We start from the raw sequence: 14,555 nt of genomic DNA, 5'->3' as shown, positions 1-14,555 counted from the left end.
GTCAATGCCGCTCGCCGCGGCGGCGATAGTGTGAGCGGGTGACGGGCTTCGACTTCCAGCGACTGCGGCGCTTCCCCGACGTCGAGGCGGCCAACCTGCAGGCCTGGGATGCCACCGACGAGCTGCTCGTGCACCGCGCGATCGAGAGCGGCATCGCGGGCGACGAGATCGCGATCATCGGCGACGAGTACGGGGCGATCGCCCTCGCCCTGACGGATGCCGGGATGCGCGGCATCCGGGTGCATCAGGATCTCATCACCGGCCGGCGCGCGCTCGCCGCCAACGCGCGGGCGCTCGACCTGCCGCTGCCGGCGGCGCACGAGCTCGACAGTTCGCTGCTCAGCGGGGCGCGTCTCGTGCTGCTGCAGCTCCCGAAGGGGCTCGCCGAGCTCGAGGAGGTCGCCGACGCCGTCGCCCGATGGGCGGCGCCCGACGTCACGCTCATCGCGGGCGGGCGGGTGAAGCACATGGCGCTCACCCAGAACGAGGTGCTCGCGCGACACTTCACGGACGTGCAGGCGCAGCGTGCCGAGCGCAAGTCGCGGCTGATCGTGGCATCCGGTGCCCTTCCCGTTCCCGACCAGCCGCCGTTCCCGGTCAGCCGCCGGCACGACGGCTTCACCCTGTGCGCGTACGGCGGCGCCTTCGCCGGCGCTCGCCTCGACATCGGCACGCGGGTGCTGATCGACGTGATGTCGACCCTTGCGCCGCCGGCCCCGGCCGCCCGGGTGGTCGATCTCGGGTGCGGAACCGGCGCGCTCGCCGTGGCGTTCGCGCAGCAGCATCCGGATGCCGTGATCACCGCCACCGATCGCTCGGCCGCCGCGGCGCGCTCGGCTCAGGCGTCCGTCGTCGCAAACGGACTGGCCGCACGGGTCACCGTGACCCTTGACGACGCCGGCTCGGAGCTGCCCGACGGTTCGGCTGACCTGATCCTGCTGAACCCGCCGTTCCACCTCGGCACGAGCGTGCACGAGGGTGCCGGTCACCGGCTCATCCAGGCCGCAGCGCGGCTGCTGCGCCCTGGCGGCGAGGTGTGGACGGTGTTCAACTCGCACCTCGATCACCGCGGTGTGCTGACCCGCGACGTCGGGGCGACGGAACAGGTCGCCCGCACCCCGAAGTTCACCGTCACGCGCAGCGTCCGTCGGGGCTGAGCGATTCGAACTGAGGGGGAGAACCCCCGGTGACGCGCGAAATCCAGAACCCGGATTTGCCACCGGATCAGCCATTCAGTAGCGTGGCTGGGTGGCCGCGAGGCCTCAAGACCAGTCCGCGGTCGCGTCCTTCTTTCGACCCGAGCTGTACACGAAGAGGCGTGGGCGTACGGTCGATGTTCTGTCGCGGGGATCCGAAATCCCCGTCTGTGCCGCTGTGCAGCGCTGTCGAAACGGCCTTGAGAACGTCACCCGGGCGTAACCGAAGCGGCCCGCCGAGACCCGAAGATTCGGTGGGCTACGGGGGAAACGTGTCCGAAACCGCTCTTGAAGCGCGCAACATCTACAAGGTCTTCGGTCGGAATCCGCAGCAGGCCGTGAAGCGTCTGAAGGCCGGTGAGAGCCGCACCGAGGTGCAGGATGTCGGCACCGCCGCCGTGATCGACGCGAGCTTCACCGTGAACCGCGGTGAGATCTTCGTCATCATGGGCCTGTCCGGATCCGGCAAGTCGACCATCATCCGCATGCTCAACGGCCTGCACGACGCCACCGCCGGCGAGATCACCATCGGCGGAGACGAGATCACCGGCATCCCGGCCTCGAAGCTGCGCGACATCCGCCGTGACCGTGTCTCGATGGTGTTCCAGCACTTCGCCCTGCTGCCGCACCGCACCGTCGCTGACAACGTCGCCTACCCGCTCGAGCTGAAGGGCATCGGCAAGACCGAGCGCCTGCGCAAGGCCGACGAGATCCTCGCCCTGGTGGGTCTCGACGGCTGGGGCGAGAAGCTGCCCAGCGAGCTCTCCGGCGGCATGCAGCAGCGCGTCGGCATCGCCCGCGCGCTCGCCGCAGACACCGAGATCCTGCTCATGGACGAGGCGTTCAGCGCCCTCGATCCGCTGATCCGCCGCGAGATGCAGGAGCAGCTTGTCGAACTGCAGGCCAAGCTGCAGAAGACCATCGTGTTCATCACGCACGACCTCAACGAGGCGATGTTCCTCGGCGACCGCATCGCGGTGATGCGCGACGGCCGCATCGTGCAGATCGGCACGCCCGAAGACATCCTCACCGACCCCGCCAACGACTACGTCGAGCAGTTCGTGCAGGATGTCGATCGCGCCCGCGTGCTCACCGCCTCGAACGTCATGGAGCGTCCGCGCCCCGTCGTAGCCGAGTCGGCAGGCCCGCGCACGGCGCTGCGCCAGATGCGGGATTCCTACATGTCGGCGACCTATGTGGTCGGCCGCGACCGCAAGCTCGTCGGCATCGTGACCGACCGCGATGCGGTGAAGCTCGTCCGCAAGGGCGAGTCGTCACTGGCATCCATCCTCAAGCCGGCACCGCAGGTGGTCGACGAGAACGAGGTGCTGATGAACCTCTTCATCCCCTCGGTCGAGTCGCCATTGCCGCTCGCCGTGACCGACGGCGAGGGCCGCCTCACCGGCGTGATCCCGCGCGTCACCCTGCTCGCCGCGCTCGGCCCTGGGCCGGGAGCCACCGGTGAGCTGACCCTGCCGCTGAACCCGATGCCGCAGGCCGTGATCGACGAGGTGCTCGCCGAGGCCAGCTCGTTCACCGAGACGGCCGCCGGCTCCCCCGACGCCGGCACCCCTGCCGGTACCCCTGACGCCGAGGAGGTGCGCTGATGGATTTCCGTATTCCGATCGGAACCTGGGTCGCCGGAATCGTCGACTGGGTCAAGGACAACCTCGACGGTCTGCTCGACGGCATCGCCTTCGTCTTCGGGTTCCTCGTCAACGGCCTCACCGCCGGCCTGCTGTCGGTGCACTTCCTCGCGATCATCGCGATCGCCGCGCTCATCGCGTGGCTGGTGCGCTCGTGGCAGCTCGCCATCGGCACGGCCGTGTCGCTGCTGCTGATCGTCGGCATGAACCTGTGGGTGCCCGCGATGCAGACCATGTCGCTGGTGCTCGTCGCGACGGTCGTCGCGGTGCTGATCGCCGTGCCGCTGGGCATCTGGTCGGCTCGCAACGCCACCGTGCGTGCGGTGCTCAAGCCCGTGCTCGACTTCATGCAGACCATGCCGGCCTTCGTCTACCTGATCCCCGCCATCGTGTTCTTCGGCATCGGCGTGGTGCCCGGCATGGTCGCGACGATCATCTTCGCCCTGCCTCCGGGCGTGCGGCTGACCGAGCTCGGCATCCGCGGTGTCGACGCTGAGACGGTCGAGGCCGGTCAGGCGTTCGGCGCGAAGCCCGGGCAGATCCTGCGCGGCATCCAGCTGCCGCTCGCGATGCCGACCATCATGGCCGGCATCAACCAGGTCATCATGCTGGCCCTTTCGATGGCGGTCATCGCCGGTATGGCCGGCGCCGACGGCCTCGGCAAGATGGTGGTCGAGGCGATCTCGACGATCAACATCGCCAAGGGCGTCGAGGCGGGCCTCGGCGTCGTGCTGATCGCCGTCTTCCTCGACCGGGTCACCGCCGCCCTCGGCGCACCGGCCGAGAACCACGCCTCGCTGCTCGGCACCCTGGCCCGTCGCCGCGAGGCGCGGCGCCGCGCCTCGGCATCCGTCCCCGTGCCGGATGCCGCCCTGCAGCCCGCCTGAATCGAACACGCACTCACATACGGAACGCAAGAGAGAAGAGAACATGAAGAAGAAGTTCACAGCACTGCTCGCGCTCACCGCCGTCACCTCGCTCGCCCTCACCGGCTGCGCGTCGGGTGGGGCCGGAGGCACGGGAGGAACGGGTGACTCCGACACCGGCTCGAAGGGCGACAAGGGCACCATCACGCTCGGCTTCCTGCCGTCGTGGACCGACGGCCTCAGCACCGCGTACCTGCTCGAGAACAAGCTCGAGGAGCTCGGATACGACGTCGAGATGAAGACCCTCACCGACGCCGGTCCGCTGTACACCGGCCTCGCCCAGGGCGACGTCGACATCTACCCGTCGGCATGGCCCGAGCTCACCCACGCGAAGTACATGGACAAGTACGGTGACGACATCGAGGATCTCGGCACGTACTACGAGAACGCGAAGCTGACCATCGCGGTGCCCGAGTACTCGGAGCTCACCTCGATCGAGGATCTCAAGGGCAAGGCCGCGACCTACGACGGCAAGATCATCGGCATCGAGCCGGGCGCCGGTCTCACCGAGCAGACCACCACCATGCTCGAGGAGACGGGACTGAACAGCGAGTACGAACTCGTCACCTCGTCGACCGCCGCCATGCTCACCGAGCTGAAGAAGGCAACCGACGCGAATGAAGACATCGTCGTCACGCTGTGGCGTCCGTTCTGGGCCAACGACGCTTTCCCCGTGAAGGACCTCGAAGACCCGAACGGCCTGATGGGCGACGCCGAGGGCCTGCACTTCCTGGGCACGAAGGGCTTCGCCGAGAAGTACCCCGAGGCCGCCGAGCTGATCGAGAGCATCAAGCTCGACGACGAGCAGTACGGCTCGCTCGAGGACCTGGTCGTCAACGAGTACGGCGAGGGCAAGGAGCGCGAGGCCGTCAAGGCGTGGCTCGAGAAGAACCCCGACGCCATCAAGTGACCCGGTAGCCGGTGCGCCGTGCCGGTGCGCCGGTTCGCCGGTTAGCCGGTTACGAAACGGGGGCCGACACTCCAGATGTCGGACGGATCCACGTGTTCTGTCCGACGGGTGGAGTGTCGGCCCCCGTTTCGTCTCGTCGGGGCGGGCTTCCGGATGCCCGTGCGCGCCCCCGCTTCGTCTCGCAGCGCAACCCCCTGCAGAAGGTCCGGCCGCGGTCGTAGCCTGTGCGCATGGACGGGTTCGCCGCCGTCGACTTCGGCTTCGCCCGCGAGGTCCTGCAGCGGGGCATCGCGGCGCTCTACCTGGTCGCGTTCCTCTCGACGCTGAACCACTTCCGTCCGCTGCTGGGCGAACGCGGGCTGCTGCCCGTGCCCGACCTGATCGCGTGGGCGACGTCGTCTCCCACGAGGCGCCGGATGCTGCATCCGACCCTCTTCACCCGCATCCGATACACCGACCGACGTCTGGCCGCCCTGTGCTGGGCAGGCATGGCCATCTCCGCAGCCCTGGTGATCGGCATCCCGCAGCTGGCGCCGCCCTGGGTGCCTATGATCTGCTTCCTCGCACTGTGGTTCGGATACCTCTCGATCACCAGCGTGGGGCAGACGTTCTACGGGTTCGGGTGGGAGATGCTGCTCGTCGAAGCCGGGTTTCTCGCGGCGTTCCTCGGCTCAGCCCACCAGCCGCCGCCCACTGTGATCATCGCGCTGTTCTGGTGGCTGGTGTTCCGGCTGGAGTTCGGCGCCGGCATGATCAAGATCCGCGGCGGCCGGGAGTGGCGCGACCTCACCGCCCTGACCTACCACCACGAGACGCAGCCGATGCCGGGCCCGCTCAGCCGGCAGGCGCACCTGCTGCCGCGGTGGTTCCACAAGGGTGAGGTGCTCGGCAACCACTTCGCGCAGCTGGTGGTGCCGTTCTTCCTGTTCGTGCCGCTCGTGACGCTGTTCACCCCGGATTCGGTCGACGCGATCCTGCTGATGATCGGCGCGATCGCTGCGGCGATCATCATCCTCACCCAGCTCTGGCTCGTGCTCACGGGCAACTTCGCCTGGCTGAACTGGGCGACGATCGTGTTCGCGTTTTCGGGCGTCGGCCTGGCGGGGATCCATTGGCCCTCCTGGGTCCCTGAGCCCTCGTGGCCTCTTGAGCCTGCTTGGGTTCGTGACCCTGTCGAAGGGCCATCCGGCATCCCGCTGTACTGGGTCATCATCACCTCGGCGGTCGGGCTGCTGATGATCGCGCTCAGCTGGCCCGCGCTGCGCAACCTGTTCGCCCATCGGCAGCTGATGAACGCGAGCTTCAACCGGTGGCAGCTCGGCAACGCCTACGGCGCCTTCGGCACCGTCACCAAGCAGCGCATCGAATACGTCGTGGAGGGGACGACGGATGCCGATCCGGATGCCGCGGACTGGCGCGAGTACGAGTTCAAGGGCAAGCCGGGCGCGCTGCGTCGGATCCCGCGGCAGTTCGCGCCGTACCATCTGCGGCTTGACTGGCTGATGTGGTTCCTGCCGCTGGGCCAGTCGCTCGACAACTGGTTCACGATGTTCCTCGTCCGTCTGCTCGAGGCCGACCGCCCCACGCTGCGGATGCTGCGCCACGACCCCTTCGATGGCGAACGGCCGGCGTGGGTGCGCGTCGTCTCGTATCGCTACCGCTTCGCGACCCGCGCGGAGCGCCGGGAGGCGGGCGTCGTGTGGGTGCGCGACCGCCGGCACGTGCTCGTGCGCCCGCTCGGCCTCGGGCGCTGACGCGCGCGCCGGCCGCCCCTTCCGCCGATACACATCGGGGGCCGACACTCCAGATGTCGGACGCTTCCACGGCATCCGTCCGACATCTGGCGTGTCGGCCCCCGGAACGTATCGCCGGTCGCCGGGAGACGCGTGTCGGCCCCCGGAACGTATCGCCGGTCGCCGGCCCCGGTCGCCCGCCGCCGCCCGGCCACGTGCGCACGGTCAGAACGTGATCGGGCGCTTCCCGGCGAGGGATGCGTAGGCGGCATCCACCACGGCGACCGCCGCCAGCCCGTCGGCGGCGGTGACGCGCGCCTCGCCGCCGGTGCGGATCGCCGCGGCGAAGTCGGCCAGCTGGGCGCGGTACGGGTCGGCGCCGGCCGGCTCGACGTCGGTGTCGAAGCGCAGGATGCCGCCCGAGCCTGCCACCTCGACCATCGACCGGAACGGCGTGCCCGGCTCGAGCCAGTCGGCGCGCAGGTGGCTGATCGCGCCGTTCGCGTGGGTGAGGGTGACGTGCGCCGAGATCGGCGGCGAGACGCGATCGCCGACCGCCGGGGGATCCTGCGTGGCCGACACCTCGGCGACGGACCCGGCCAGGCACAGTGCCTGGTCGATGTCGTGGATCATCAGATCGCGGATGACCCCGCCGCCGGCATCCTCGGCATAGAACCACGCCGAGTCCGGAGCCGCGACCGTGCGACGGAACGTCAGCTCGGTGAGCGTGCCGACCGTGCCGACGCGCTCGTGCAGGTCGCGGTACCCCTCGAAGTAGCGCACGACGTGCGCGGGGAACAGGCGCACACCGGCCTGATCGGCGGCCTCGATGAGCGCCCGCGCGTCGGCGGTGCTGCCCGCGAGGGGCTTCTCGCACACGACGTGCCTGCCGCGCGCGAAGGCGGCACGGGCGATGGCGAGGTGCGTCGAAGTGGGGCTGATGATGTCGACGATCTCGACCGCGTCGATCAGTTCGTCGAGACCCCCGATGACCCGGATGCCGTAGCGGTCGGCCAGCACGTCGGCATCCGTCCTGCGCAGGATCGCGACCTCGGCGCCCAGCGCCAGCCAGCCCTCGATGTGCACCGGCGCGATGCCGCCCGCCCCGACGATCCCGACCCGCAGCGTGCTCTCCATGGCCCGACTCTACGCCGCGCCTTCCCAGCCGGTCCCCGCGTCTTTCGCCGCGACCTCACCGGCCCCTCCGGCGACCCTGCCGGCACCCGTGCCGCCGCCGCGACCCCGCCGTCCCTCGGCGAAGGAGACGAGAGAAGTGATCCGCCTCACCCGGCGAACGGCAACGTGGGCAGTCCGCGGATGCCCAGGTCGATCGCGAACAGCGACCCGGCCTCGGTGCCGTGATCGGGGTCGAGGCCCTGCGCCGAGGTCGTGATGAACAGGGTGCTCAGCCCGTGCCCGCCGAAGGTGCAGGCGCTCACCTGCGGGACCGGCAGCTGGATGCTCTCGATCAGCGCTCCCGAGCTGTCGTATCCGTGCACGGCCGACCCGCCCCACAGCGCCACCCAGACGCTGCCGTCGGCGCCGACGCAGAGACCGTCTGGGGCGCCGGAGTCGGCCGGGACCGACACGAACGGCCGCCTGTTCACCAGGTCGCCGTCCGACACGTCGAAGACGTCCACCCGGCCGGTGGCGGTGTCGTTGTAGTAGGCGTGCGACCCGTCTGAGGTGAACGCGATGCCGTTCGAGATGGTCGCCTCCGGCAGCACGACGCTGATCGCCAGGTCGGCGTCGATCCGGCGCAGCGACCCGCCTCCCGGCGCCGCGTCATACGCCATCGAGCCGGCGAGCAGGCGTCCGCCGGGGTCGCAGCATCCGTCGTTCATCCGCACACCTGGGGTGCCCCCGAGCGTTGCGACCGCACGCGTCTCGCCGTCTGCCTCGTCCGCGAGATACAGGGTGCGCGCTCCCACGGCGACGAAGCCGCCGGATCGGCGCGGGCGCACGAAGGCGAGGTACTCGTCGTCGACGTGCTGCCGTATCACGCCGCCGTCGCGCAGCGTGAGCAGGTCGCCGGCGGCGCCGTCAACCCAGCGCAGCCCGCCCCACGCGGCCGCCCAGACCGGCCCCTCGGCGTGCCACGCGATGGGTCCGGTGACGTTCTCGGCTCTCATGCTCGCGGGTCGTCTCGCCGCAGCGGCATCCGCTCCGGCTCGGGTGCCGGGTCGGGCGCCGGCTCGGGCGCCGGCTTGGGCGCGGCGGTCGCAGGCGGCGGGGACGCGGATGCCGGTGGCGCAGGCGCCGGTGCGCCGGATGCCCGGGGGCCGGACGCCTGGGCATCCGACGGCGGGGAAGTGGATGCCGGTGCCGACCCGATCTGCCCGGCCACCTTCTGCTCGAGCACGTCGACCGCCGCGTCGGAGAGCAGGATCAGCCCGTCGAGCTCTTCGCGCACACGCTTGTAGGCGAGGTTGCGCTCGGCCTGCGTCGCCGCGTCGTCGAGGGCGACGGTGAGCATGTGCTGCGCCCGGTCGAGGCGTCTGCGCTCGACCTCGCTGAAGTTCGCGTCGCGCAGCCGGCGGGCATCACGCTCGGCGATGTCGAAGGCGACGGCGTAGTCGCCCACCGCATCGACGTACTCCGCGATCTCCGCCTCGGTGAGCTTGGCATCCGCCGACGCGGGCCGCAGGGCGTCGGCGATCTTCTTCGCACGCAGGAACGCGGCGGTCAACGGCTGGCGTCCGTCGCTCATCGCCGGGAAGGCGATGAGCTTGGCCACGTCGAGCTCGTAGTCGAGCCATCGGGCGGTGACCTCGTCGTGCTCTGCGAAGAGTCTCTCGAGCAGCTGCGCGGTCGACGCGCGCTCCTCGGCGGCGGCCTCGCGCACCAGCTTCCTCGTCGTCGGTGGCGTGCCCCCGCGGGCGGCGAGCTGAGCGGCTTTGATCTCGCCCTTCAGGCGCAGAGTCTCGAGCCGCCGCTCGTGACGTCGTTTCGAGGCGCGCTCCCACGACTTGCCGACGCCGCCGGCGATGCCCATCAGCGGGAAGGCCAGCCACCAGTAGTTGCCGAGCCACCTCAACACCTCATCCATGATGTGCTCAGCCTACTTCCGCGCGCCACGGGCGTGAGAGCCGCATTCAGCCGACATCCAGTTATACCCCCGGGGGTATCCGCTACCATCGATCCGTACCCGAACCGAGGAGGACGACAATGTGCCGCGCAGTGACCTGCCGAACGTGTGGCAAGACGACCTGGGCCGGCTGCGGCCAGCACGTCGACATGGTGATGGCCGGCGTGCGCTCGAGTGACCGTTGCCGCGGGCACGAGAGCGAGCCGCGCACCGGCTTCTTCGCGAAGCTGTTCGGGCGGCGCTGACCATGCGCGTCGTCATCATCGGAGGAGTTGCAGGCGGCATGTCGGCGGCGACTCGGCTGCGACGGCTCGACGAGCACGCCGAGATCATCGTCGTCGAGCAGGGCGATCATGTCAGCTTCGCCAACTGCGGGCTGCCGTACTACGTCGGGGGCGTGATCGCCGAGCGCGAATCGCTGCTGCTGCAGACGCCCGAATCTCTGCGCGCCCGCTTCGCCCTCGACGTGCGCACCGGGTCCGAGGCCGTCGCGATCGATCGGGATGCCCGCACCGTCGGCATCCGGGATGTGCGCATCGGCGCCGTCATCGACGAGCCCTACGACCACATCGTGCTCGCGACCGGCGCGACCTCGCGCGAGGTGTTCGAGCAGACACCCGGCGCCCCCGTCGTGTCGACCCTGCGCACGATCGACGACGTCGACCGCATCACGCTCGCCCTCGAGGATCTCCCCGACGCGGGCCGCGCGGTCGTCGTCGGCGGCGGATTCATCGGCATCGAGGCGGTCGAGAACCTCGTCCACCGCGGCCTCGCGGTCACGCTCGTGCAGCACGGCCCGCACCCGCTCAGCCCCCTCGACGTCGAGATGGCCGCGCTCGTCGTCGACGAGCTGCAGGCGCACGGCGTCGACCTGCGGCTGCGTGCATCGGTCGAGTCGATGAATGCCGAGGGCGTCCACCTCGACGACGGCACCACGGTCGCCGCCGACATCGTCATCGATGCGCGGGGTGTGCGCCCTGCGGCATCCCTCGCCGTCTCCGCCGGGCTCGTTACGGGACCGACCGGCGGGATCGCCGTCGACGCGCTACAGCGCACCAGCGACCCGCGCATCTTCGCGGTGGGAGACGGCGTCGAGAAGGTGGATGCCGTCTCCGCCGAGCCCACGCTCGTCACCATGGCCGGCCTCGCGAACCGGCACGGCCGCACCGCTGCCGACGCGATCGCCGCCGACGCGGGGCTGCTCGACGCCCCGCCCGCCGACGCGCTGCCGGCGCTCGGCACGGCGATCGTCGGCGTGTTCGATCTCGCGGTCGCGATGACGGGGTGGAGCGAGAAGCGCCTGCGGGATGCCGGTCGCGCGCACCGCGTGATCCACGCTCATCCCTCCGACCATGCCGGCTATTACCCCGGTGCCGAGCGGCTGACGATGAAGCTGCTCGTCGACCCCGACACCGACCTCATCCTCGGCGCGCAGGTCATCGGACGCCGCGGCGCCGACAAGCGCATCGACGTGATCGCGACGGCCATGCAGGCCGGGCTCACCGCGCCGCAGCTGAGCCGGCTCGAGCTCGCGTACGCGCCGCAGTTCGCCTCGGCGAAGGATCCGGTGAACATGCTCGGCTACATCGCCGACAACGCCGCGACCGGGCTGACCGAGGGTGTGCAGTGGCACGAGCTCTCCGCCGCGGTGGCCTCCGGTGCGACCGTGCTCGATGTGCGCAGCGCCGGCGAGCACGAGGCCGGGGCGATTCCCGGCAGTGTGAACATCTCGGTCGACGAGCTGCGCGGCCGTCTCGACGAGCTGCCCGCCGGTGAGCTGATCGTGCACTGCCAGGTCGGTCAGCGCGGGCACACCGCCGTGCGCCTGCTGCGTCAGCACGGCCGCGAGGCGCGCAACCTCGACGGCGGGTACCTCACCTGGCAGGCGGGCACCCGGATGCTCGCCGCCGACCGCACTCTCGAGAAGGAGTCCGTATGAGCACCGCACCCGATGATGACATCCGCAAGGTCGTCAACCGGCTCAAGCGCGCCCGCGGGCAGCTGAGCGCCGTGATCGACGCGATGGAGACGGATGCCGACTGCCGTGACGTCGTGATCCAGCTCGCCGCGGTGGGCAAGGCCATCGACCGCGCGGGCTTCGCGGTGATCAGCACCGCGCTGAAGCACTGCGTGATCGACGGAGAGGATGCCGAGGACGGCGCCCCCAGCATGGCGGAGCTCGAGAAGCTGTTCCTCACGCTGGCCTGAGGCGTCGGCGTCAGCGGCTTACGCCTCGGGGTGGGTCGCCAGCGTGCCGGGGCGTCGCCGGCGCTTACGCTTCGGGGGCCGACACGCCAGATGTCGGACGTTCTCGAGGGATCTGGCCGACATCTGGAGTGTCGGCCCCCGTTTCGTCTCGGTTCTGAGGCGGCCGGGCGGCCTGCCCGTACGGCGCGCCGGGTCGCCCGGTGCACGGGGTCACTCGTGCGCTGTCACCCGAGCTTCTCGGCGCACGGCACGCACAACCGTGCGAACGGGCGCACCTCGAGACGACCCTCGGGGATGGGCTGCCCGCAGTTCGCGCAGGTGCCGTAGTCGCCGGCATCCCACCGCTCGAGCGCCTCGTCGTACTGCTGCACCTCGCCGGCAGCCGCGTCGGCCAGCGCCGACAGCCGCGACCACTCCGACGACAGGGTGACGCCCTCGGGGTCGTGCTCGTCGTCGTCGTTCGACCCCTGCCGGTCGTGCACGAGTTCGGCCAGAGCGGATGCCGCATGCTCGGCGCGCGCGACAGCATCCGCCCGCTGCGCGGCGAGCGACTTCCTGCTGATGCCGGCCATCCCGCCACCCTAGCCCCGCTGCCGCACCGCGGCGCCGGCATCCGGCTCCCGACGACGCCAGGACGGGCCCCGGCTTCCCGCGTCCCGCCCCCGCATCACACGTTCGGATGACGCCCGCATCAGTCTTCTCCCGGATGTGGGTTTGCGCGCACTGCGCTCGACTGGAGTGAACTGAGATCGATCCGCCGGGGATTGATACAGTTCTCCCCATCGGAGGCCGCGTGTGAATCTCTCAGCCATTGTGCTCGATGCGCTCCTGATCGTCGGCGTCACGGTGCTCATCATGCTCCTCATCGGCGCGCTCTCGCGGCGTCTGCTGGGGGTGCGCATGAGCAGCGGGCGCATCATTTTCGCCGGCCTCGCCGGACTCGGCGCGGGTGTCGGCTTCGAATCGCAGTTCGTCTGGCGTGCAGCGGAGTACACGCCCGCCGTCATCCCGATTCTGCTCGGAGTGATCGTGCTCGTGGCCATCGCGGTTCTCGTGGCCGCGGAGATCCTCGTGCCGCAGGGCTCGCTGCCTCAGCCGCACCAGTGGCCGGCCCTGACGCGCCAGGCGCTCGAACGCAATCGGCGGTACATGCAGCTGCTGCGGATCGCCGCCCGGCACCGTCTGCTGGCCATCCGATTCGAGTCCAGTGCCGATGAGCAGCACCGTCGGGAGCGGCGGCAGCAGGCGATCGCGTTGAAAGAGGCGCTGCAGGAGGCGGGCGGGGCGTTCGTCAAGCTCGGGCAGCTGCTCTCCACACGTCCCGATGTGCTGCCGCAGGAGTTCCGCGATGCCCTCAGCGCCCTGCAGCAGAGGGTGCCGCCGGCACCGTGGAGCGCCGTCGAAGCGCAGCTGGTCGCCTCACTGGGCGGCCCGCTCGACGACGTGTTCGCCACGTTCTCGCATGAGCCTCTTGCTGCGGCATCCATCGGCCAGGTCCACGCCGCGACGCTGAAGTCGGGCGAACGAGTCGCGGTCAAGGTGCGGCGACCCGGGATCGAAGCGGTGGTCTTGCGGGACATCGACATCGCCCAGCGGCTGGCCCGTCGCTTCGCCCGGTCGAGCGAGTGGGCGAAGAGGTTCGGAGTCGAAGCGCTGGTCGACAGCCTGACTCAGAGCCTGCACGACGAGCTGGACTACAGCCTCGAGGCCATGAACATGGCGGCGCTAGCCGCCGTGCAGCAGAGCCTTCCCGCGGACTCTCGTGTGCACATCCCCCGCTGCCTCTCGGCTCTCAGCAGCGAACGGATGCTCGTGATGGAGCACGTGTCGGGGCGCACGCTCAGTGATCCGCGGGCCGCGGCCGCGCTCGACCCGGCCGAGCGCAGCGAACTGGCTCGGCGACTGCTCGCCGCGGTGCTGGCCCAGATCCTGCAGGCGGGCGTCTTCCACGCCGATCTGCACCCCGGGAACATCGTCATCTCCGAGGGTGCCGCCGGTGCCGAGGCCGATGTCGTCCTTCTCGACTTCGGTTCGATCGGTCGGATCGATTCCGAGACGCGGGCGAGGATCGTCGACGTGCTGTCGGCATTCTCCCGAGGCGACGCCGCCGCGTTCGCGGACTCGCTGCTCGCGTTCGTCACCCTCGACGACGGTCAGGACGAACGCGCGCTGCGTCGAATCGTGTCGTCGTTCATGTCCCGTCGCCTCGGGCCCGGCTCGCGGCTGGATGCTTCGGTGTTCGCCGAGGTGGTCGTGATCCTCTCGGAGCAGGGCCTGACCGTTCCTGCCGAGCTGACCGTGCCGTTCCGCGCGATCGCGACCGTGGAAGGATCGCTGCGCCTGCTCGAGCCGGAGTTCGACCTCATCGCTGAGGCCGGCGATTACGCGCAGCGCCGGATGAGCGACGCGATGCGGCCGCAGGCCGTGCTGCGCTCGCTCGCCGATGAGGCGGTCTCGGTGCTGCCCCTCATCAAGCGCATGCCCCATCGCGTCGATCAGATCACCGGGCACCTCGCCGAGGGCCGGTTCGGCATGAACGTGCGGATGCTGGCGGATGCCCGTGACCGGGCGTTCCTTCGCGAGATCACCGGACTGGTCGTCGTGGCGTTCCTCGCCGGCGTCTTCGGGATCATGTCGGCCGTGCTGCTCACGAGCAGCGTGGGCCCGCAGCTGACCGACACACTCACGCTGTTCCAGGTGTTCGGCTACCTCTTCATGGTGGTCACGGGGGTGCTCACGCTGAAGGTGCTCTTCGACGTGCTGCGGCGGATGCCTTCCCGGTCGAGGTAGCGCCGCAGCGCGGCCCCGGCCCGACTCGACGCGCGACCGCGAAGCATGCCACATCCGC

13 protein-coding genes are annotated in these 14,555 nt (G+C 70.2%); 9 read left to right on the top strand and 4 right to left on the bottom strand.

Annotated features, from left to right (window positions below):
* The first annotated feature begins 38 nt into the window (after window positions 1-38).
* The 5 genes from ACWGSM_RS04075 (at window position 39) to ACWGSM_RS04055 (ending at window position 6,432) form a co-directional block, all read left to right on the top strand.
* Entirely contained in the window at window positions 39-1,157 is a 1,119-nt protein-coding gene (locus tag ACWGSM_RS04075) for a class I SAM-dependent methyltransferase (protein WP_452321692.1), read from the top strand.
* Between the two features lie 311 nt (window positions 1,158-1,468).
* Complete coding sequence (locus tag ACWGSM_RS04070) at window positions 1,469-2,803, top strand: quaternary amine ABC transporter ATP-binding protein (RefSeq protein ID WP_452321691.1); 1,335 nt, start codon at window positions 1,469-1,471, stop codon at window positions 2,801-2,803.
* Window positions 2,800-3,729: an ABC transporter permease gene (locus tag ACWGSM_RS04065; protein ID WP_452321882.1), complete on the top strand. Its 930-nt coding sequence runs from the start codon at window positions 2,800-2,802 to the stop codon at window positions 3,727-3,729. Before ACWGSM_RS04070 ends, ACWGSM_RS04065 begins: the two co-directional genes overlap by 4 nt.
* A 43-nt stretch (window positions 3,730-3,772) precedes the next feature.
* A complete protein-coding gene (locus ACWGSM_RS04060; protein ID WP_452321690.1) occupies window positions 3,773-4,678 on the top strand; it encodes a glycine betaine ABC transporter substrate-binding protein in 906 nt (301 codons plus the stop codon).
* Window positions 4,679-4,908: 230 nt separating this feature from the next.
* Window positions 4,909-6,432, top strand: coding sequence for a lipase maturation factor family protein (locus ACWGSM_RS04055; protein ID WP_452321689.1), 1,524 nt, complete (start codon window positions 4,909-4,911; stop codon window positions 6,430-6,432).
* Between the two features lie 204 nt (window positions 6,433-6,636).
* On the opposite strand, the gene ACWGSM_RS04050 is transcribed toward ACWGSM_RS04055, so the two are convergent.
* The 3 genes from ACWGSM_RS04050 to ACWGSM_RS04040 all read right to left on the bottom strand — a co-directional run bounded on the left by ACWGSM_RS04050 (window position 6,637) and on the right by ACWGSM_RS04040 (window position 9,460).
* Window positions 6,637-7,548 carry a Gfo/Idh/MocA family protein gene (locus ACWGSM_RS04050; protein WP_452321688.1) on the bottom strand — a complete coding sequence of 304 codons (912 nt, stop codon included), beginning with the start codon at window positions 7,546-7,548 and terminating at the stop codon, window positions 6,637-6,639.
* 146 nt (window positions 7,549-7,694) lie between these two features.
* A complete protein-coding gene (locus ACWGSM_RS04045; RefSeq protein WP_452321687.1) occupies window positions 7,695-8,543 on the bottom strand; it encodes an SMP-30/gluconolactonase/LRE family protein in 849 nt (282 codons plus the stop codon).
* A complete protein-coding gene (locus tag ACWGSM_RS04040; protein ID WP_452321686.1) occupies window positions 8,540-9,460 on the bottom strand; it encodes a hypothetical protein in 921 nt (306 codons plus the stop codon). The genes ACWGSM_RS04045 and ACWGSM_RS04040 overlap by 4 nt, the downstream gene beginning before the upstream one ends.
* Window positions 9,461-9,591: 131 nt before the next feature.
* Between ACWGSM_RS04040 and ACWGSM_RS04035 the strand changes: the two genes are divergently transcribed.
* From ACWGSM_RS04035 to ACWGSM_RS04025, 3 genes are read left to right on the top strand one after another with little or no spacing between them, the layout of a single operon-like run.
* Window positions 9,592-9,744: a hypothetical protein gene (locus ACWGSM_RS04035; protein WP_452321888.1), complete on the top strand. Its 153-nt coding sequence runs from the start codon at window positions 9,592-9,594 to the stop codon at window positions 9,742-9,744.
* Between the two features lie 2 nt (window positions 9,745-9,746).
* A complete protein-coding gene (locus ACWGSM_RS04030) occupies window positions 9,747-11,438 on the top strand; it encodes an FAD-dependent oxidoreductase (RefSeq protein ID WP_452321685.1) in 1,692 nt (563 codons plus the stop codon).
* Entirely contained in the window at window positions 11,435-11,707 is a 273-nt protein-coding gene (locus tag ACWGSM_RS04025) for a metal-sensitive transcriptional regulator (protein WP_452321684.1), read from the top strand. The genes ACWGSM_RS04030 and ACWGSM_RS04025 overlap by 4 nt, the downstream gene beginning before the upstream one ends.
* Window positions 11,708-11,931: 224 nt before the next feature.
* On the opposite strand, the gene ACWGSM_RS04020 is transcribed toward ACWGSM_RS04025, so the two are convergent.
* Window positions 11,932-12,279: a TraR/DksA family transcriptional regulator gene (locus ACWGSM_RS04020; protein ID WP_452321683.1), complete on the bottom strand. Its 348-nt coding sequence runs from the start codon at window positions 12,277-12,279 to the stop codon at window positions 11,932-11,934.
* Between the two features lie 223 nt (window positions 12,280-12,502).
* Between ACWGSM_RS04020 and ACWGSM_RS04015 the strand changes: the two genes are divergently transcribed.
* The gene (locus ACWGSM_RS04015) at window positions 12,503-14,497 is read left to right on the top strand and encodes an ABC1 kinase family protein (RefSeq protein WP_452321682.1); all 1,995 of its coding nucleotides are present in this window, start codon (window positions 12,503-12,505) and stop codon (window positions 14,495-14,497) included.
* The last annotated feature ends 58 nt before the right edge of the window (window positions 14,498-14,555 follow it).

It is taken from the genome of Microbacterium sp. NPDC055521, from assembly GCF_053619695.1.
The sequence above is the reverse complement of the archived record's forward strand: the minus strand, read 5'-3'. Positions and strand labels throughout refer to the sequence as shown.